Origin of the sequence: Streptomyces sp. NPDC001536 (assembly GCF_042894505.1) — a bacterium.
In the GTDB taxonomy this organism is placed as follows: domain Bacteria; phylum Actinomycetota; class Actinomycetes; order Streptomycetales; family Streptomycetaceae; genus Streptomyces.
In genome coordinates, this window is the sequence record NZ_JBIAVQ010000008.1 from 200,415 (window position 1) to 219,805 (window position 19,391).

A 19,391-nucleotide genomic window follows, 5' to 3' on the forward strand; every position below is an offset into this window, starting at 1 on the left:
CCCTCAACCCGCCCTTCCCCGCGTGGAGTCGACGTCCTCGGGGCGCGCGTTCTCGCGGAACACCGCGCACTCCTCCGCGAACGACAGGACTCCGAGGTGGTAAGCCCGGGCCGAGTGACCCAGGCTCAGATTGTGGCCACTGTCCGGTTGTTCGTGAACCCTGACGCGAGGTGAGGAAGTGAACACCGAGGCGAAGGCCTTCAGCGCCCGTTCACCGGGACTCCACACCGCCTCGTGGTCGCCGAGGGTGTAGTGCACGGGGACGCGCACCCGGGCGCCCAGTTCGGGGAACTCCCTTACCCAGTCGCGCGCTTGAGCCTCATAGGCGGGCGAGGGCGCGCCGATGGCCGTACCGCCGAAGACGTCGGCCGAGTACAGACGGCTCGGCCCCCACAGCAGATCGCGCATCCGACCGCGGGCAGGCCGGCGGATGCCCAGCTCCCCGTGCTCCGCCCAGCGCGCGGTGAAGCGCGGGTGGTGCTCCTGTCCGGTTCCGGCGACCTCCAGGCCCAGCAGGGCGCGCCCGCGCTCCTCGGCCGCCATACGGATGGCCAGTTCACTGCCCGCCGAGTGGGCCATGAGGAACACGCCCGCGCCGTGCGGGCGGGAGGCGAGCAGCCGGTCGAGGGCCGCGTAGGTCAGCTCGACGCGGCGGTCCGGGTCGGTCACCTTCTCCTGGTGGGCGTGCGAGGCGCCGTAGCCCGGCCGGTCCAGGGCGATCACCGTGAAGCCGAGGGCCATACCGGTCCGGATCAGCGACAGCCGGGGCCGGCCCGGGCAGTCGAAGTACGACGAGTCGGTGCCGCCGCCGTGCAGGGCGAGGACGACGGCGCGCGGCTGCGGGGACCAACTTGCCCGGTACGACAGGGGGATGCCGTCGATGTCGATGGAGCTGTGGTTCACGTGGCCGTCCTGAGGAGAAGGACTCCGCTGGGCGTGAGCCCTCCGGAGCTGACCACGGCGACCCGCGCGCCGGGCACCTGACGGGGGCCTGCCGCGCCGCGCAGTTGGACGATCGCCTCCTGGACGAGGCCCATGCCGTGGGTGCGTCCGTGGGAGAGCTGGCCGCCGTGGGTGTTCAGGGGCAGTACGCCGTCGCGGGCGATGTTCTTTCCTCCGTCCAGGAAGTCCCTCGCCTCGCCGATGCCGCAGAAGCCCAACGCCTCTATCCAGGAGAGGCAGTTGAAGGTGAAGCCGTCGTAGAGCTCGGCCACGTCGACGTCGTCGGGTCCCAGCGAGGTACGGGTCCACAGGTGGGCCGACTGGCCAAGGACCTGGGGTTCGTGGGTGAGGGTGCTCTGGTCCCATTCGAGGCGCTCGGTGATGCGGGTGCCGACGGCCTCGACGAGAACGGGCGGTTGGGCCAGGTCCCGGGCGGTGTCGACGTGGGAGACGATCACGGCCACCGCCCCGTCACAGGGGACGTCGCAGTCGTAGAGCCCGAACGGGGTGGTGATGGGGCGGGCTTGCAGGTAGTCGTCCATCGTCATCGGGTCGCGGTAGATGGCGGTGGGGTTGAGACCGGCGTTGGCGCGCTGGTTGAGGGCGATCCAGCCGAGGGTCTCGCGGGTGGTGCCGTACTTGTGGAAGTGGCGCTGGGCGTTCTGGGCCAGGGTGTGGGCGGCGGAGGTCGCGCCGAAGGGCTTGAGCCAGCCGGCGTCCGGGCTGCTCGGCGGCTGGATCCGGCCCTGTTTGACCAGTTCGCCGTACGACGCCTCCCACAGGGTCCGGAAGCACAGCACATGCCGGGCCAGTCCGCCGGCGACGGCCAGCATCGCGGCGATGAGGGAGCCGCCGGGGCCGAAGGTCTCGCCTCCGCCGTTGTGCCAGGTGGGGCGGATACCGAGGGCGGACTCCAGGGCCGTGATGCCGCCCTCGGCGAAGCCTCCGAAGGGGCCCGCTCCGGGGTAGGTGGCCAGGCCGTCGATGTCGTCGAGGGTGAGGCCCGCGTCGGCGACGGCCTCCTCGCAGGCCTGGACGGTGAGGGACAGCGGGGGGACCATCAGGCGGCGGCCGAGCTGTGAACTGCCGATGCCGGTGATCGCGACCTTGTCCTCGAACTTCTCGGCTGTGGGCATCGGCCGTATGCCAGGGCTGGCCTCGTCCTCGGGCAGCGGTGACGGTTCGCCCTGTTCGGCAGCCGGACGGAACAGCGGCAGCCACACCTCTCCGGCCTGCTCGAAGACGACCTCCATGCGCATGCCCAGGACCAGGTCGTCGGGGTCGCACTCGACGGCGTTGGTGGTGAGCCGGACGCGGTCGTCCTCCTCGAGCGCGACCTGGGCGACGACGTACGGGGCGGGGAGGCCGGGCAGGCCGAAGCGGTGGTTGACGGTGAAGCCGATGAGGGTGGCGTGGCCGGAGACGGTCCGTACGCCCATGTCGTGGCCGCGGCAATGACGGCACACGGGTTGGGGCGGGTGGATCAGGGACGCGCACGAGGCGCACTCCTGGATGCACAGACGTCCGTCCGCCCCAGACGTCCAGAAGAACGCGTTCTGGTCGGTGAGTTGGGGCAGCGGGCGTCCCGGGTTCACGGCCACGTGGTGTTCCTCCCTCTCGGCGTTCGATGCGCTCAGCGTTCGATGTTCGCCCTGGCCGAGCGGACCGTGACGGGCTCGGCGAGGCGCTGTTCGTCGCAGGCCTTCTGGAGGTTCTCCAGGGTCTCGTCCAGCGGGGGGCCGAGACGCTTGCCCGGGGTGAAGGTCGCCGGGAGGTGGCGCATGCCCTGGATGATGCCGATGGTCTCGTAGTGCACGGTGCCGTCGGGGTCGCAGCGGTAGTCGGGCATGCGGTCCAGCACGGCCGTGACCATGCGCTTGAACACCGTGCGGGCGACGTTGGAGCCGATGCAGCGGTGGATGCCGAGGCCGAAGCTGCTGTGCCGGTTCCCCTTGCGTTCGAGGTCGACGCGGTCGGGGTCGGGGAAGACGGACGGGTCGCGATTGGCCATCGCCCAGGACAGCCAGAGGCGTTCGCCCTCCTCGAAGCGCTGCCCTGCGATCTCGCAGTCGGCGGAGATCGTACGGCCGTCCCCCGGGGCGGGCGCGTAGAAGCGCAGGAACTCCTCGGTGGCGGAGTCAAGGAGGGTGTCCCGTTCGCGGCTGAGCCGGTCGCGGTCCCCGGGGTGCTCGCCGAGCCACTCCAGGGCGTGTGCGGTGAGGGCGGTCGTGGTGTCGAAGCCACCGCCTATCAACAGGGCCAGGACGCCGGTCAGTTCCTCGTCGGGCGGGGTCCTGCCGTTGATGTCGGCGTGCACGAGCGCGTCGATCAGTCCCGGTCGGGGGTTCCGGCGGATCTCCTGGATGGACATGTACAGGCCCATCCCCATGTTCCGGCTCATCTCGGCGACGCGTGGCATGTCGGGCGAGTCGGGCGGGGTGTAGACCGAGGCGTGGGCCGGTTCGTTGTAGACCGTCCAGTCCTTCAGCGGGATGCCCATCATCGCCAGGGTGAGGACGGCCGGGACGATGTTGGCGAGGTCGTCGACGAAGTCGATCCGCCCTTCCTCGATCCTCTCGTCCAGGCAGGCGCGCACGACCTCGTCGACGAAGGGCACCCAGCGGCCGACCGCGGCCGGGGAGAGATACGGGTTGAGGGTCTGCCGGTAGTGGCGCTGCTCGGGCGGGTCCATCTCCAGGAAACCGCCCTGGACTTCACGCGCCCGCGGCGGCGAGGGGATGGTGATGCCCTTGTAGCCGCGCCGCTCCCCCTTGACGTCATGGTCGTTGGAGAGGAACTCGGCGGACCGGGCCAGTTCGAAGACCTCGCGGTTGCCGCTGGCGACCCAGTGGCCGCCGTGGGTGTCGGTCCAGGCGATGGGACACTTGGCGTGCAACTCGTGGGTGATCTCCTCGAATTGGTGGCGGTACTCGGGGGTGTGCCGGTCGAAGTGCACCTGGTGTTTGCGGCGGTCGTCGCCGCTCGCGGCCTCGTTCGTGGGGCCGTCGGCCTCGGTCATGGGCCTTTCCCTTCAGAAGGTCTGGATGGCCCGTTCCGGGCACGAGTGCGCGGCTTCCCGCACGTCCTCTTCCTGATCGGCCGGTACGTCCTCGCTGACGGCCGAGGAGTGGCCGTCGACCTCGTCCAGCTGGAACGCCTTCGGAGCGGTCATCCAGCAGAGCGTGTGGCCCTGGCAGCGCTCCGGATCGACGCGGACCTTCACGGCTTGCCTCCCTGTCGTTTCCGTTGTCCCTGGCGCTCAGCGGCGCCAGTCGTACCACTTGAGGTAACCGCCGGCGTCGACGCGCAGTTGGGTGCCGGTGATGTAGCGGGCCTCGTCGGAGGCGAGGAACAGGACGGCGTTGCTGATGTCGACCGGTTCGACGTACGGGATCGGCATGGCCTGCTGTACGGCGAACACGGGCTCGGCGTCCTCGCGCGTGGGGTGTTCGAGGTCGGGGCGGAACGATTTGTACATCGGCTCGCTCTGGAGCATCCGGGTGTCCACGTTGGTGGGGTGCACGACGTTGGCGCGCTGCTTCAACGGGGCTAGGTTGCGGGCGAGTTCGTGGACGTACTCCGACAGGGCGCGCTTGGCGTAGGCGTAGCCGGAGCCGCCGGGGTTGGAGCCGGGGGTGTCGACGATGCCGTGTTCCATGAGGGCGGCGGTGGAGCCGGTGGCGATGACGGAGGCACCCTCCCGCAGATGCGGGAGGGAGACCTGGATGGCGTTGATGCTGCCGATCAGGTCGACGTCGATCGCGTCGCACCATGCCTGGAGCTTGGGTTCGCCGCGCAGCGGGGCGATTCCTGCCTGTGCCACCACGATGTCCAGGCCGCCGAGTTCACCGAGCCCGGTCTCCAGTGCCTCCCGCAGCCCGGCCACGTCCCGTACGTCGGCCTGGAGGGCGATGATGCGGCGGCCCTGCTCCTCGACCAGGCGGACCGTCTCCTTGAGGTCCTCCGGGGTGGCCATCGGATAGCCGACGGTCTCGTAGTCACGGCACAGGTCCACCGCGATGATGTCGGCGCCCTCCTCGGCCAGCCGTACCGCGTGGCTGCGGCCCTGGCCGCGGGCGGCTCCGGTGATGAACGCGACCTTGCCCTCGACTCGTCCCATGGGTGGTGTCCTTACGTTGCAGGTCGGTTGGCTCAGGGACGCCCGTGGGGCGCCGCGCAGGTCGATGGGGTCAGGGGGTGCCGGCGGGCGTGGCCGCGTCGAGCACCTGGGTCAGTGCGCCGAGATCGGCGCCGAGTCCGGCGGCGACCGCGCGGACGACGTCGAGGTCCTTGCCGAGGAACTCGGCCGTGGACCGGGCGAACTCGGCGACCGAGCCACGGCGTACGACTGCGGCGAGCGCGCGGCTCGACGCGCTGCCGTGGGTGAGTGCCTCCAGCAGGAGCCGTTCGTCCAGGCCGAGTTGTGCGCCGAGCCGGGCCGCGTGCGAGAGCAGTCCGAGCTGGGCGGCGAAGACGGTGTTGTTGACGAGCTTCACGCGCTGTCCGGTGCCCGGCGGGCCGACGTGCAGCACCGGGTCCCCGTAGCTGCGCAGGACGGGGCGGACGCGGGCAACGGTGTCGTCGGCGCCGCCCACGAAGAGGGTGAGGTGACCGGCGGCTACGTCGGGCGGGCCGCCGCTGACGGGGGCGTCGACCACGTCGGTGCCGCGCTGTGCGATCTCCTCGACGGTGTACGGGTCGCCGGTGGTGTGCACGACGAGAACGGCACCGTTCGGCAGGGTCTCCAACAGGCCGCTGTCGAGGCAGACTTCACGCACCTGTGCGTCGGTGTGGACGCAGACCAGGACGACATCGGCGCCTTCGCCGACCTCGGGGACCCGGTCGACCACTCGGGCCGGCTCCTGGGCGAGCGCGGCACGGGAATCGACCGACCGGCCCAGGACACACACCGCGTGTCCCGCTTCGGCGAGCCTGCGGATCATGGGCCGCCCCATGCGACCGGCTCCTATGAGCCCGACGCGCGTCACGTTCCAACCCGGATCACAAGAATCTCCCTTCCGGATGCGAGAACCCTACTTTCAAATGCGTGGTGGCCGGAAGTCCCGTGTGGCGACTTTGTGTCATCGCGTGACAGGCATGACTGATCCAGACCGAGGTCGTGACGCGGAAGTTTGACAGCTGTAATGTTCTCTCAATCCGAGAACGCCATTTCCAGCGGGAAGGGGACGGGATGCCACCCCCGGACAGGCGGCTGCTCATCGACGGACGGCTCGTCGAGGGCGACCGGACGTTCGCCACGCTCAACCCCACCACCGGCGACGTGCTCGGCCACGCCCCCGACGCCACGACCGAGCAGGCCGAGGCAGCCGTCGCGGCCGCCCGCCGCGCGTTCGACACCACGAACTGGTCCACCGACACCGAGTTCCGCATCCACTGCCTCGACCAGCTCCACACCGCGCTCACCGAACACCTCGAAGAGCTGCGGGAGTTGACCATCGCCGAGGTCGGCGCACCCCGGATGCTCACGCACAGCCAGCAGCTCGACGAGCCGGTGGGCCTGGTCCGTTACTACGCGGACCTCCTCAAGGCCCACCCCCTGACCGAGGATCTTGGCGTGGTCGAGTACCAGGGGCAGCGGCACCGCCGCTGGGTGGAGAAGGAGGCCGGCGGGGTCCTCGCCGCGATCGTCCCGTACAACTACCCCACCCAACTCGCCCTGGCGAAGCTGGCCCCGGCGCTCGCCGCGGGCTGCACGGTCGTCCTCAAGGGCGCCCCGGACACCCCGCTGGTCACCCTCGCCCTGGGCGAGCTGATCGCGGAGCACACGGACATCCCGGCGGGCGTGGTCAACGTACTGACATCGTCCGACGCGGCGATCGGCGAACTGCTCACCACCCACGCGGACGTCGACATGGTCAGCTTCACCGGCTCCACCGCGACCGGCCGCCGCATCATGGCCGCCGCGAGCGGCACGGTGAAACGGGTCTTCCTCGAACTCGGCGGCAAGTCGGCCCTGGTCGTCCTCGACGACGCCGACTTCGCGGCCGCGTCGATGTACGCGGCGTACATGATCTGCCTGCACGCGGGCCAGAGTTGTGCGATCACCTCGCGGATGCTGGTGCCGCGAGAGCGCCACGACGCGATCGCCGGGCAGGTCGCGGCGGCGCTGGAACGGGTGCGGTACGGCGACCCCGCGCACCCCAGGACCTACATGGGCCCGCTCATCAGCGAGCGGCAGCGCGACAAGGTCGACGGCATGGTCCGCCGGGCCGTCGAGGCGGGCGCGACGCTGGTGACCGGCGGCAAGCGGGTGGACCCGGGCTTCTTCTACACGCCCACGCTCCTCACCGGCGTGGACCCGACGAGCGAGCTGGCACAGGAGGAGGTCTTCGGACCCGTGCTCGCCCTCGTCCCGTACGACGACGAGGACCACGCGGTCCGGATCGCCAACGACTCGGTGTACGGCCTGTCCGGCGCGGTCCACAGCGCCGACCAGGAGCGGGCGATCACCCTGGCCCGGCGGATCCGCACGGGCACGTTCAGCATCAACGGCGGCAACTACTTCTTCGCCGACACGCCCTTCGGCGGCTACAAGCAGTCGGGCATCGGGCGGGAGAAGGGCGTGGCCGGGCTGGAGGAGTTCATGGAGCGCAAGACCTTCGGGGCGGTGGTCGTATGAGCACGGGCCCGCTCGCCGGCATACGGGTTCTCGAAGTCGCGATGTACGGCTTCGTGCCGTCCGCCGGTGCCGTCCTCGCCGACTGGGGCGCGGACGTCGTCAAGGTGGAGCACGCCGTCAACGGCGATCCGCAGCGCGGTCTGCGGCAGACCGGCACGTTCAAGGTCGAGGGCGATCCGAACCCCAATGTCGAGCACGCCAACCGGGGCAAGCGCAGCATCGGCCTCGACATGGCACGGCCCGAGGGCAGGGAGGTGCTGTACGACCTGGCCCGCCGCTCGGACGTGTTCCTGACGAGCTTCCTGCCCTCGGCCCGGCGGAAGTTCGGGATCGACGTGGACGACATCCGTGAGGTGAACCCGCGCATCGTCTACGCCCGGGGCAGTGCGCTCGGTCCACGCGGCCGAGAGGCGGAGAAGGGCGGCTACGACATGACCGCCTTCTGGGCCCGGGCCGGCACGGCCGCCAGCCTCACCCCGCCCGGCGTCGAGGGGATGATCCCGCCGCCCGGGCCCGCCTACGGCGACACCATCTCCGGCACCAACCTCGCCGGCGGCATCGCGGCGGCCCTTCTCCAGCGCGAGCGGACCGGTGAGGCACCGGTCGTGGACGTCTCCCTGCTGGGCAGCGGTGTCTGGGCGATGGGCCACGGGATCGCCCTCTCCCTCCACCTGGAGCGGCCGATGATCGCGCCGCCCGCGGGCGGGCACGGCTCCCCGACCAATCCGCTGTCCGGGCTGTACCGCACGGCCGACGACCGCTATCTCGCCTTCGTGATGATGCAGCCCGGCAAGTTCTGGGCCGATGTGTGCCGCCATGTCGACCGGCCCGAACTGGCCGAGGATCCGCGCTTCGCCACCGCCGCGGACCTCGCCGCGCACACCGAGGAGGCGGTCAAGATCCTGCGCGAGGTGATCGCGGGCCGCACCCTCGCCGAGTGGACCGAGCGTTTCGCGACGCTGGCCGGGCCCTGGGCTCCGGTGCAGGACTCCCTTCAGGTGGGCGGCGACGCGCAGGTGCGGGCCAACGAGTACGTCGTGCGGGCCGGGGAGCTGGAACTGGCGGCGAGCCCGGTGCAGTTCGACGTCGAGGCCCCGCAACCGAGCGGTCCGGCACCGGAGTTCGCGGCGCAGACCGAGGAGATCCTCCTGGAGCTCGGCCTGGACTGGGACCGCATCCTCGCGCTCAAGGCCGCGGGAGCGGTGACCTGAGCCTCGTCACAGAAAGGGAACGCGCATGACAGTCACCGTCACCGACATCACCCCGACCACCGGCGTCGAGATCACGGGCCTGTCCGGGAGCAGGCTGGTCGACAAGGGAGTCGCCGAGGAGTGCCGGGCGGCCCTGGACCAGCGGGGGGTCGTGATCTACCGCGAGGCGCACCTCGGCGACGACGACCTGGTGGCCTTCAGCCGGCTGCTCGGACAGGTCGTACCGCTTCCGCTGGGCGGCCACCCGACCCACTCCGAGATCCAGCGCATCACCCGCGACCCGTCGAAAAGTCCGCTGGCCGCCTATCGCGAGGGCACCTTTCACTGGCACATCGACGGAACGACGGACGAAGTGCCCAACAAGGCAACGCTGCTGACGGCACACCAGATCTCCGACGACGGAGGCGGCGACACGGAGTTCGCCAACACCTTCGCCGCGTACGAGGCGATGTCGGACACCGAGAAGGCGGAGCTCGACGGCCTGCGGGTGGTGCACAGCTTCGCGGCCTCGCAACTGCTCGTCACGCCCGATCCGACGCCGAGGGAACGGGCCGCCTGGGACCGCAACCCTTCGCGCGAGCAGCCTCTCGTCTGGACCCGGGCCGGTGGCCGCAAGTCCCTTCTCATCGGGGCGACGGCGGGCGAGGTAGTCGGCCGCCCGGCCGCCGAGGGCCGCGCACTCCTGGACGACCTCCTGGACCGCGCGACACAGCCGGAGTTCACCCTTCGCCACCGCTGGTGCCGGGGCGACCTCGTCATCTGGGACAACACCGGGATGCTGCACCGCGCCCTGCCCTACGGCGAGGCCTCCTCCCGGCTCATGCACCGCACGTCCCTGGCGGGCGAGGAGCTCGTCGCGTGACCGGGGAGCGGCGTACCGCCCTGGTGACGGGCGGCGGTTCGGGCATCGGGCGGGCCATCGCCCACCGGCTGGCGGAGGACGGTTTCGCGACGGCCGTCGTCGACCTCAACACGGAGGCGGCCGAGCGGGTGGCCGAGGAGTCGCGGCAGAAGGGGCACCAAGCGGTCGCCTTCGGCGGGGTCGACGTATCGGACCGCGCACAGGTGGACGACGCGGTGCGGCGGGTGCGGGAGACCCTGGGCGGGCCGGCGCTCGTGCTGGTCAACAACGCCGGGGTGTCAGCGACCCAGGGCTTTCTGAAGATCACCGACGAGTCCTGGAACCGGATCATGGCCGTGAACCTCAACGGCCCGTTCTACTTCTGCCAGGCCGTCGTGCCCGGCATGAAGGACGCGGGCTGGGGCCGTATCGTCAACATCTCCTCCTCCAGCGCCCAGTCGGGCCAGCAGTACATGGCCCACTACGTCGCCTCGAAGGCCGGCCTCATCGGTCTCACCAAGTCGCTGGCCCTGGAGCTGGGCCCGGCGGGCATCACGGTGAACACGATCCCTCCGGGGTTCGTGGACACCCCCATGCTGCGGGACTCGGAGGAGCGCGGCCTGTTGGGCGGCTCGGTGGACCATCACGCCGAGCTGACTCCGGTACGGCGGGCCGGACGCCCGGAGGACATCGCCGCCGCGTGCTCCTTCCTGGTGTCCGAGGAGGCCGGGTATGTCACCGGGCAGGTGATCGGGGTGAACGGGGGGCGCAACACCTGAGGCGGGAACTGTGCGGCGAGGTGTGTGCGTCATACATGCATGACAGTCTTGCTGCGCCCCGCGGACCTCGACGACCTGGACGCCGTCACCGATCTGCACACGCGGGCGCGTACCGCGTACTACGAGGCGGGCGGTTGGTCGGAGCCGGAGCTCGCCTCGCCTGAAGCCTTCGCCGGCCGGCGGGAGATGTGGCTGCGTGCCGTCCGGAACGACACCAAGACGGTTCTGTGCGCCGTACGAGGAGACGAGTTGGTCGGTGTCCTGGCGATGGGGCCACCGCACGACGCCGATGTGGACGCGGCGGCAGCCGGTCAGCTGTACCAGGTCCACGTCCGCCCGGGCTGCTGGGGACAGGGCGTCGGCGGCCGGCTGCACACGGCGTTCGTTCGGTGGCTGCGGAATGCGTCCCTGACGTCCGGGGTACTGGAGGCCTGGGAGCGCAACAGCCGCGCCCAGGGCTTCTATGCCCGGCACGGCTGGCGGCCCGACGGACACCGGCGGCCTGGCCCGGGCGACGGGGACTACGTCCGGATGCGCCTCGCTGTGGGGCCTGCCGCTCCTCGATCAGACGCGTCGGCGCATGGTTCGCCCACGCCAACCCCGGCCAGGTGAACCGCCCCGGGCGAGCACGTCCCGTGCGCTGAAGTGCCGGCCCTGACAGCTGAACGGCTCCCCGCTCCAGGGCGACGAACGCGTCGACGGCCGGCGTCGAGGGGGTCGCCTCAGGGTCGTCACTTTCCGCGCGTCAGCACCCGCTCCGCCGCCGCCCAGTGCGCGTCGGCCACCCACAGACGAGCGAAGGCGCGCACCGCGTCGTCGGCCGAAGTGCCGTCGGAGACAACACGTTTGACCTCACCGGCGGGGACCGTCGCGAGGGACCTGGCCAGGGCTCGCCAGCCTTCCTCGAAGGCGGCCCGGGGAAGCACCTGGTCGACGAGTCCGAGGCGCTGTGCCTCCGCGGCGTCGAGCACGGCTCCGCTCCCCGCGAGCATCAGCGCCCTCCCCCGCCCCACCAGCGCGGCCAGCCGCTCCGCACCGCCCCACGCGGGCATGATCTCCAGGGTCACCTGGTTGAAGCCGATCCTGATGTCGTCCGCGGCCACCCGGATGTCGGCGGCCACGGCGACCTCGGCCCCGCCGCCCAGGGCATGTCCGTTCAGCGCGGCGACGACGGGCCCGGGGAAGGCGGCGATCCGGTCGCAGATGCCCCGCATCCGCCGGGCCATCGCCGCCGCCGCGTCCTCGGTGCGGATCGCGGCGAGTTCCTTGAGGTCTCCCCCGGAGACGAACGCCCGCTCCCCGGCTCCCCTGACCACCAGCGCCCGCGCACCCACCGTCGCGTCGAGCGCCTTCTCCAACTCGCCCATGGTGTCGAGGGAGATGGCGTTGCGGGCGTGCGGGCGGTCGATCGTGAGGACGGCCAGACCGTCGTCCAGTTCGAGGTCGATCACGCGATTCCCCCGAGGGATATTGGCATTCTCCAAATCCGAGAATAGCGTATGCGCCGCCGATCGGAGCCGCACCGCAGTACGGGAGGTAGCAGGCACATGCGAAGGATCCCCGCAGAGTTGGCCAAGCGCTACGAGGCAGAGGGCTGGTGGACCCAGGACACGATCGGGGACCTGCTCGCACGAGGACTCGCGGCGGCGCCCGACGCCGAGTTCCGGGTGCACTCGGCCGTCCGCCCCTGGTCCGGGACGTTCCATGACGTCGAGCAGGTCGCACGCCGTCTGGCGGGCGGACTGCGGGAGCGGGGCGTGGGCCCCGGCGACACCGTCGCCTTCCAGTTGCCCAACTGGATGGAGGCCGCAGCGGTGTTCTGGGCCTCGGCGTTCCTCGGCGCGGCCGTCGTGCCGATCGTCCACTTCTACGGACGCAAGGAGGTCGGCTACATCCTCGACGCGGTCCGTCCGAAGGCCTTCGTGGCCGCCGAGCGGTTCGGCCGGCTGGAGTTCCGGGCCGACCTGTGCGCGGACGTGCCCGTGGTCGGTGTGGTGGGCCGTACCACGCAACAGGAGCCGCGCATCGAGGACTTCGAGGACCTGCTGAGCGGCACCCCGCTCCCCGCCACCCTGCCCGCCGATCCGACGGGCCCCGCCCTCATCGCCTTCACCTCAGGCACCACCCGCGACCCGAAGGGCGTCGTCCACAGCCACCAGACGCTCGGCCACGAGACCCGCCAGCTCACCGCGAGCTACCCGCCCGACCGCGGCCACCAGCTCACCGCGGCCCCGGTCGGCCACTTCATCGGCATGGTGAACGCCTTCCTCATCCCGGTCCTGGAGGGCTCCCCGGTCAACCTCACCGACGTGTGGGACCCGGGGCAGGCACTGGAGTTGATGACCCGTCACGACCTCCACATCGGCGGCGGCGCCCCCTACTACGTGACGAGCCTGCTCGACCACCCCGACTTCACCGAGGCCCATCTGCGGCACATGAGGTATGCGGGGCTGGGCGGTTCGTCGGTTCCGGTGGCGGTCACGACCCGTCTGGCCGGCCTCGGGGTGCAGGTCTTCCGGGCCTACGGAAGCACCGAGCACCCCTCGATCACCTCGTCGCGGTACGACGCCCCCGAGGCCAAGCGGCTCTTCACGGACGGGGACGCACGGCCGGGCGTCGAGGTGCGGCTGGCCGAGGACGGCGAAATCCTCAGCCGCGGCCCGGACCTGTGCCTCGGCTACACCGACCCGGCCCTCACCGAGCGGTTCTTCGACGACGAGGGCTGGTACCACACCGGCGACATCGGTGTCCTCGACGAGGACGGCTATCTCACCATCACCGACCGCAAGTCCGACATCATCATCCGCGGCGGCGAGAACATCAGCGCCCTGGAGGTCGAGGAAGTCCTCCTCGCCCTGTCCGGCGTCGCGGAGGCCGCGGTGGTCGCCGCCCCCGACGCCCGGCTCGGCGAGCACGCCGCCGCGTTCCTGCGCATGCTGCCCGACCACCCTCTCCCCGGTCTCGACGAGATGCGCGCCCACCTCGACAACTCCGGTCTGGCCAGACAGAAGTGGCCCGAGGAGCTGCACGGCGTGACCGACTTCCCGAGGACCGCGAGCGGCAAGGTCCAGAAGTTCCGGCTCCGGCAGGACATTGCCGTACGCACGTGATGAGAATATGATTCTCGCAATTCGCCAAGGAGGGTCTCATGACGTCGCGTGCGCTGCCGTATCCGCTCTTCGACGCGGACAACCACCTGTACGAGACCGAGGAGGCGCTGACCAGGCACCTCCCCAAGGAGTACGAGGGCGCGATCCAGTACGTACAGGTCAACGGCCGTACGAAGATCGCGATCCTGGGCCAGATCAGTGAGTACATCCCGAACCCGACCTTCGAGGTCGTCGCCCGGCCGGGCGCGATGGAGGAGTACTTCCGGGTCGGCAACCCCGAGGGCAAGTCCCGTCGGGAGATCTTCGGCGACCCGATGCGATCGATCCCGGCGTTCCGTGAACCGGGGCCGCGCCTTGAGCTGCTGGACGAACTCGGCGTACAGCGGACGCTGATGTTCCCGACGCTCGCCAGCCTCATCGAGGAGCGGATGCGGCACCACCCGGAGCTGATCCACGCGGTGATCCACTCGCTCAACGAATGGCTGTACGAGACCTGGTCGTTCAACTACAAGGACCGGATCTTCACCACCCCCGTGATCACGCTGCCGATCGTCGAGAAGGCGATCGCGGAGCTCGACTGGGCGGTGGAGCGCGGCGCGAAGGCCGTACTCATCCGCCCGGCGCCGGTGCCGGGATACGGCGGCTCGCGGTCCTTCGCACTGGAGGAGTTCGACCCGTTCTGGAAGCGGGTCGTGGAGACCGGGGTGCTGGTCGCGATGCACTCCTCCGACAGCGGCTACGCGAAGTACACGAGCGACTGGGAGGGCGGCCTCAATGAAATGCTGCCGTTCAAGCCCAACGCCTTCCGCACGGTCTCCGAGTGGCGGCCGATCCAGGACGCGGTGGCCGCGTGGGTGTGCCACGGCGCGCTGTTCCGCTTCCCCGAGCTGAAGATCGCCCTGATCGAGAACGGCTCCTCGTGGGTGGCACCGCTGCTCGACCAACTCGCCGACGTCTACAAGAAGATGCCGAACGAGTTCCTCGGCGACCCGGTGCAGGCGGTGAAGAACAGCATCCACGTCAGCCCGTTCTACGAGGAGGACCTGGGCGGCCTGGTCGACCTCATCGGCGTGGACCGCATCCTGTTCGGCTCCGACTACCCGCACCCGGAAGGCCTGTCCCAGCCGACCTCCTACGTCAACGCCATCCAGGGACTGGCCGTGCCGGACCAGGCGAAGATCATGGGCGGCAATCTGGCGCGGCTGATACCGGCATGACCTGGGAGTCCTGGGAGTCCATCCCCCGGATGGTGCTGAGCGCCGCCGACCGCTTCGGGGCGGCCGAGGCGGTCGTCGACGGCTCGCTGCGGCTCACCTTCGCCGAACTCGCCGAGCGGGTACGGAAGGCGGCGGGCGCGTTCAGGGCGCTGGGGGTCGGGAAGGGCGACCGGGTGGCGATCTGGGCGCCCAACTCCGCCGAGTGGCTCGTCGCGGGCTTCGGTCTGCTCGCCGCCGGCGGGGTGCTGGTGCCGGTCAACACCCGGTTCAAGGCGGACGAGGCGCACGACATCGTCGTACGGGGTGGCGCGAAGGCCCTTCTCGTCCAACAGGGCTTCCTGGGCATGGAGTTCACCGGGCCGCCCGGCGTTCCGGTGATCGACCTCAAGTCGGACTTCCTCGCGAGCGGATCGCCGTACGAGTGCCAGGTGAGCGGGTCGGACCTCTCCGACATCATCTTCACCTCGGGGACGACGGGCCGCCCCAAGGGTGTCCTGATGAGCCACGCGCAGAACCTGCGCCTGTTCGCGGAGTGGTGCGATCTGGCGGACCTGCGCGAGGGCGACCGCTATCTGATCGTCAATCCGTTCTTCCACATGTTCGGCTGGAAGGCGGGCTGTATCGCCTCCCTGATCCGGGGCGCGACCATCCTCCCGGTGCCGGTCTTCGACGTGGACCACGTGCTCGACCTGGTCGAACGCGAACGGGTGACGATGCTGCCGGGCCCGCCCACCCTGTACCACTCCCTGCTGGAGGCGGAGGCGAAGGGCGGCCGGGACCTGTCCTCGCTGCGGGCCGCGGTGACCGGGTCGGCGGACATCCCGGTGGAGCTCGTCCGCCGGATCAGAAGCGAACTGCCCTTCCGGACGATCATGACCGGCTACGGCCTGACCGAGGCCGGCACGGTCACGGCCTCCCGGGCCGGCGACTCCTTCGAGGAGATCGCCACGACCGTCGGCCTCCCCTGCGACGGGCTGGAGGTCCGTATCGCCGACGACGGCGAGGTGCTGGTGCGCGGCTACAGCGTCATGCTCGGCTACCTCGACGACCCCGCCGCGACGGCCGAGGCGATCGGCCCGGACGGCTGGCTGCGCACCGGTGACCTGGGCGAGCTCGACGAACAGGGACGGTTGAGGATCGTCGGCCGGAAGAAGGACATGTTCGTGGTGGGCGGCTTCAACGCCTACCCCGCCGAGATCGAGGGCTTCCTGCTCCAGCACCCGGCGGTCGCCCAGGCCGCGGTGGTGGGCGTCCCCGACACGCGGCTGGGCCAGGTGGGCAAGGCCTTCGTCGTACGGCACGGCCCGGTGTCGGCGGACGAGCTGATCGCCTGGAGCCGGGAACGCATGGCCGGTTACAAGGTGCCCCGATCCGTGGAGTTCCGGGAGGAGTTGCCGATCGGTGCCACGGGCAAGGTGTTGAAGGACCAATTGCGATGAGGCCCGTCGCGTCACCCGCGGGAGAACGGAGATTCATTGTGACGACGAACAGCACCGCCGACCTGACGGCGGACCCGTCACCGGACCGGATAGAGCGCCTCGACGAGGAGATCATCACCCTTCTCGCCCGACGCCGCGCCATGGCGCAGGAACTGCCTCCCCCCGCGCGCGCCCGCGCCGTCGATCCCGAGTTCGCGGAGACCGTACGGGAGATGACGGACCGCTACCGGCAGGAGCTCGGCGGCGCCGGTGAACTCGTCGCCCGCGCCGTGATGGTGCTGTGCCATCCGAGCCGTCAGTCCTGATCACGCGGGGTGAGGAGGGAGGACCGGGGGTCCTTCCTCCCTGCCCGCGCAGGACCGCGCGCGCATGACTTGGATCACTTTGACAGGGTCCTCGATTTGGCCGTACAAATAGGCCATATGAGCGTCCCGAAGCTTCCTCTGTCCGGGATCACGGTCGTCAGCCTGGAGCAGGCGGTGGCCGCCCCCTATGCCACCCGGCAGCTGGCCGACCTCGGCGCCCGGGTGATCAAGGTGGAGCGGCCGGGCGGCGGTGACTTCGCGCGACGCTACGACACGACCGTCCACGGTCACTCCAGCTATTTCGTCTGGCTGAACCGCTCCAAGGACTCCCTGACCCTGGACCTCAAGGACCCGCGCGGTCTGGAGATCCTGCACCGGCTCCTCGACGACGCCGACGTCTTCGTGCAGAACCTCGCCCCGGGAGCCGTGGACCGCCTCGGCCTCGACACCGACACGCTCACCGGGCGTTGGCCGCGCCTGATCCCGTGCACGATCTCCGGATACGGCACCGACGGACCCTGGTCCGATCGCAAGGCGTACGACCTGCTGGTGCAGTGCCAGACCGGCCTGGTGTCCCTGACCGGAACCCCGGACGAGACCGCGCGGGTCGGGATCTCCGTCGCCGACATCGCCGCCGGGATGTACGCCTACAGCGGCGTCCTGACCGCCCTGTACACCCGCGCCACCACGGGCACGGCCCACCCGGTCGAGGTGTCCCTCTTCGAGGCACTGGCCGAGTGGATGGGCCAGCCGGCCAACTACACGCGGTACGGCGGCACCCAGCCCCCGCGCCTGGGCACCCAGCACGCCACCATCGCCCCCTACGGCACCTTCACGACCGCCGACGGCAAGGACGTGCTGTTCTCCATCCAGAACGAGCGCGAATGGGCCGTACTGTGCGCGCAGTTCCTCGGTGATCCCGCGCTGACCACCGACCCGCGCTTCGCCACCGGTCCCGACCGTGTCGCCCACCGCGAGGAGCTCAACGCCGTGGTCGCCGAACGCTGTGCGCGCTCCGGGGCCGAGGAGATCCTCAAGGACCTGGAGGACATGGGCATCGCCTGCGCCGGGGTCAACGACATCGCCGCGTTCCTCGACCATCCCGTGCTGGCCGCCCGTGGCCGCTGGCGCGAGGTGGGTGTCCCGGGCGCCACCGTGCAGGCGCTGCTGCCGCCGGCCGACCTGGCGGGGCTGCCCGCCCGCATGGACCCCGTACCGGCCGTGGGCGAGCACACCGACATGATCCTGACCGGGCTCGGCCACAGCCGCGCCGACATCGAGGCGCTGCGCGCCGACGGTGTCGTCTGAACACGTCGTCTGAACACGAGGTGACGCCGATGCTTGAGCAGCCACAGCGGGAGAGCACCTATCTGAAGCTCGCCCGCGAACTGCGCACCGCGATCCTGCGGCACGACTACCCCGAGGGGGTGCGGCTGCCGACGGAGGCCCAGCTCGCCGAGCACTACGGGATCAGCCGGCAGACCGTGCGCCGGGCCTTCCAGGACCTGGTGGCGGAAGGGCTGGTCCACCGGGTGCCGGGGCGCGGCACCTTCGCCACGCCCCGCGACGAGCAGTATCTGCGCCAGTTCGGGTCGGTGGACGACCTGATGGGCCTGTCCATCGACACCCGGATGCGGGTCGTGACGCCCCTGCACCGACGGGTGGACGTCGACGCGGCAGGGCGGCTGGGCCTGCACACCGACCGGGTGCACAAGCTGGCCTTCGTCCGGCTGCACGAGAACACCGCGTTCTGCCACACCGCGGTCTTCCTGCCGCCCGACGTCGGCCACTTGCTGGAATCGGTCCCCGAACTCACCGAGCCCGGCACCCCCAGCGCCTCCACCGTCATCGGCTTCCTCGACGGCCGGCTCCCCGAGCCGATCGCCGAGGCCGAGCAGAGCATCACGGTCGCGCGGGCCACCCCCGAACTCGCCGAACACCTCGGCTGCGAACCGGGACATGCGCTGCTGCGCATCGACCGGGTCTACCAGTCGGTCGCCGGACAGCTCGTCGAGCTGGCGATCAGTCACTTCCTGCCCGAGCACTACTCGTACCGCGTACGGCTGCGGCGCAGCGGCCGGTGACGCCGGATGGATTGTCGAAAGAGGAGCAATTGCCGTGAGTCTCAAGATAGTTGTGACCGTGAAGTACGTGCCCGACGCCACGGGCGACCGGCACTTCGCCGATGACCTGACCGTCGACCGTGACGACGTGGACGGCCTGCTCTCCGAGCTGGACGAGTACGCGGTCGAGCAGGCCCTCCAGATCGCCGACGAGGCCGACGACGCCGAGATCACCGTGCTGACCGTGGGTCCCGAGGACGCCAAGGACGCGCTGCGCAAGGCGCTGTCCATGGGCGCGGAAAAGGCGATCCACGTCGAGGACGACGACCTGCACGGCACGGACGCCATCGGTACCTCGCTGGTGCTGGCGAAGGCGATCGAGAAGGCCGGCTACGACCTGGTGATCTCGGGTATGGCGTCCACGGACGGCACTGCCGGTATCGTGCCGGCGCTGGTAGCCGAGCGTCTGGGCGTCCCGCAGGTCACCCTGCTGTCCGAGGTGTCGGTCGAGGACGGTGTCGTGAAGGGCCGTCGTGACGGCGACGCCGCGTCCGAGCAGCTGGAGGCTTCCCTCCCGGCGGTCGTGTCGGTCACCGACCAGTCGGGCGAGGCGCGTTACCCGTCCTTCAAGGGCATCATGGCCGCCAAGAAGAAGCCGGTTCAGTCCTGGGACCTGTCCGACCTCGACATCGACGCCGAGGAAGTGGGCCTGGACGGTGCCTGGACGGCCGTCGACTCAGCGACCGCACGCCCGGCGCGTACCGCCGGAACAGTCGTCAAGGACGAGGGCGAGGGCGGCAAGCAGCTCGCCGAGTTCCTCGCGAGCCAGAAGTTCATCTGAGAG

19 protein-coding genes are annotated in these 19,391 nt (G+C 70.4%); 12 read left to right on the plus strand and 7 right to left on the minus strand.

Going from position 1 to position 19,391, the window contains the following annotated elements; translation table 11 throughout:
* Nucleotides 1-3: 3 nt before the first annotated feature.
* From ACFY0U_RS22900 to ACFY0U_RS22925, 6 genes are all read right to left on the minus strand, one after another.
* The gene (locus ACFY0U_RS22900) at nt 4-903 is read right to left on the minus strand and encodes an alpha/beta hydrolase (RefSeq protein WP_388638594.1); all 900 of its coding nucleotides are present in this window, start codon (nt 901-903) and stop codon (nt 4-6) included.
* The gene (locus ACFY0U_RS22905) at nt 900-2,543 is read right to left on the minus strand and encodes an OB-fold domain-containing protein (protein ID WP_388638596.1); all 1,644 of its coding nucleotides are present in this window, start codon (nt 2,541-2,543) and stop codon (nt 900-902) included. Before ACFY0U_RS22905 ends, ACFY0U_RS22900 begins: the two co-directional genes overlap by 4 nt.
* A 32-nt stretch (nt 2,544-2,575) precedes the next feature.
* Nucleotides 2,576-3,961, minus strand: coding sequence for a cytochrome P450 (locus tag ACFY0U_RS22910; protein ID WP_388638598.1), 1,386 nt, complete (start codon nt 3,959-3,961; stop codon nt 2,576-2,578).
* 12 nt (nt 3,962-3,973) lie between these two features.
* Entirely contained in the window at nt 3,974-4,165 is a 192-nt protein-coding gene (locus ACFY0U_RS22915; protein WP_388638600.1) for a ferredoxin, read from the minus strand.
* Nucleotides 4,166-4,201: 36 nt separating this feature from the next.
* Entirely contained in the window at nt 4,202-5,062 is an 861-nt protein-coding gene (locus tag ACFY0U_RS22920) for a mycofactocin-coupled SDR family oxidoreductase (protein ID WP_388638602.1), read from the minus strand.
* 70 nt (nt 5,063-5,132) lie between these two features.
* On the minus strand, nt 5,133-5,930 hold the full coding sequence (locus tag ACFY0U_RS22925; RefSeq protein ID WP_388638604.1) for an NAD(P)-dependent oxidoreductase: 798 nt from the start codon (nt 5,928-5,930) through the stop codon (nt 5,133-5,135).
* 203 nt (nt 5,931-6,133) lie between these two features.
* Here ACFY0U_RS22925 and ACFY0U_RS22930 point away from each other — a divergent pair, with 203 nt between their 5' ends.
* The 5 genes from ACFY0U_RS22930 to ACFY0U_RS22950 are packed head-to-tail and all read left to right on the plus strand — an operon-like array spanning nt 6,134 to nt 11,025.
* The gene (locus ACFY0U_RS22930) at nt 6,134-7,582 is read left to right on the plus strand and encodes an aldehyde dehydrogenase family protein (protein ID WP_388638606.1); all 1,449 of its coding nucleotides are present in this window, start codon (nt 6,134-6,136) and stop codon (nt 7,580-7,582) included.
* A complete protein-coding gene (locus tag ACFY0U_RS22935; protein ID WP_388638607.1) occupies nt 7,579-8,793 on the plus strand; it encodes a CaiB/BaiF CoA transferase family protein in 1,215 nt (404 codons plus the stop codon). The genes ACFY0U_RS22930 and ACFY0U_RS22935 overlap by 4 nt, the downstream gene beginning before the upstream one ends.
* A gap of 25 nt (nt 8,794-8,818) precedes the next feature.
* Nucleotides 8,819-9,655, plus strand: a complete 837-nt coding sequence (locus ACFY0U_RS22940; RefSeq protein WP_388638609.1) for a TauD/TfdA dioxygenase family protein — start codon at nt 8,819-8,821, stop codon at nt 9,653-9,655.
* Entirely contained in the window at nt 9,652-10,413 is a 762-nt protein-coding gene (locus ACFY0U_RS22945; protein ID WP_388638611.1) for an SDR family NAD(P)-dependent oxidoreductase, read from the plus strand. Before ACFY0U_RS22940 ends, ACFY0U_RS22945 begins: the two co-directional genes overlap by 4 nt.
* Nucleotides 10,414-10,452: 39 nt before the next feature.
* Entirely contained in the window at nt 10,453-11,025 is a 573-nt protein-coding gene (locus ACFY0U_RS22950) for a GNAT family N-acetyltransferase (protein WP_388638613.1), read from the plus strand.
* A 119-nt stretch (nt 11,026-11,144) separates the two neighbouring features.
* Here the strand turns inward: ACFY0U_RS22950 and ACFY0U_RS22955 are convergent, their stop codons facing one another.
* On the minus strand, nt 11,145-11,864 hold the full coding sequence (locus ACFY0U_RS22955; protein WP_388638614.1) for an enoyl-CoA hydratase/isomerase family protein: 720 nt from the start codon (nt 11,862-11,864) through the stop codon (nt 11,145-11,147).
* A gap of 96 nt (nt 11,865-11,960) precedes the next feature.
* On the opposite strand from ACFY0U_RS22955, the gene ACFY0U_RS22960 reads away from it, so the two are divergent.
* The 7 genes from ACFY0U_RS22960 to ACFY0U_RS22990 all read left to right on the plus strand — a co-directional run bounded on the left by ACFY0U_RS22960 (nt 11,961) and on the right by ACFY0U_RS22990 (nt 19,388).
* Complete coding sequence (locus ACFY0U_RS22960; protein WP_388638616.1) at nt 11,961-13,523, plus strand: AMP-binding protein; 1,563 nt, start codon at nt 11,961-11,963, stop codon at nt 13,521-13,523.
* A gap of 38 nt (nt 13,524-13,561) precedes the next feature.
* Entirely contained in the window at nt 13,562-14,740 is a 1,179-nt protein-coding gene (locus tag ACFY0U_RS22965) for an amidohydrolase family protein (RefSeq protein WP_388638618.1), read from the plus strand.
* Nucleotides 14,737-16,179, plus strand: coding sequence for a FadD3 family acyl-CoA ligase (locus ACFY0U_RS22970; RefSeq protein WP_388638620.1), 1,443 nt, complete (start codon nt 14,737-14,739; stop codon nt 16,177-16,179). The genes ACFY0U_RS22965 and ACFY0U_RS22970 overlap by 4 nt, the downstream gene beginning before the upstream one ends.
* Nucleotides 16,180-16,217: 38 nt before the next feature.
* Complete coding sequence (locus tag ACFY0U_RS22975; protein WP_234441500.1) at nt 16,218-16,484, plus strand: hypothetical protein; 267 nt, start codon at nt 16,218-16,220, stop codon at nt 16,482-16,484.
* A gap of 117 nt (nt 16,485-16,601) precedes the next feature.
* A complete protein-coding gene (locus ACFY0U_RS22980) occupies nt 16,602-17,792 on the plus strand; it encodes a CaiB/BaiF CoA transferase family protein (RefSeq protein WP_388638622.1) in 1,191 nt (396 codons plus the stop codon).
* A 29-nt stretch (nt 17,793-17,821) separates the two neighbouring features.
* Nucleotides 17,822-18,568 (plus strand): GntR family transcriptional regulator, encoded by a 747-nt coding sequence (locus tag ACFY0U_RS22985; RefSeq protein WP_388638624.1) that lies wholly within the window; start codon nt 17,822-17,824, stop codon nt 18,566-18,568.
* 34 nt (nt 18,569-18,602) lie between these two features.
* Nucleotides 18,603-19,388, plus strand: coding sequence for an electron transfer flavoprotein subunit beta/FixA family protein (locus ACFY0U_RS22990; RefSeq protein ID WP_388638626.1), 786 nt, complete (start codon nt 18,603-18,605; stop codon nt 19,386-19,388).
* Nucleotides 19,389-19,391: the final 3 nt, after the last annotated feature.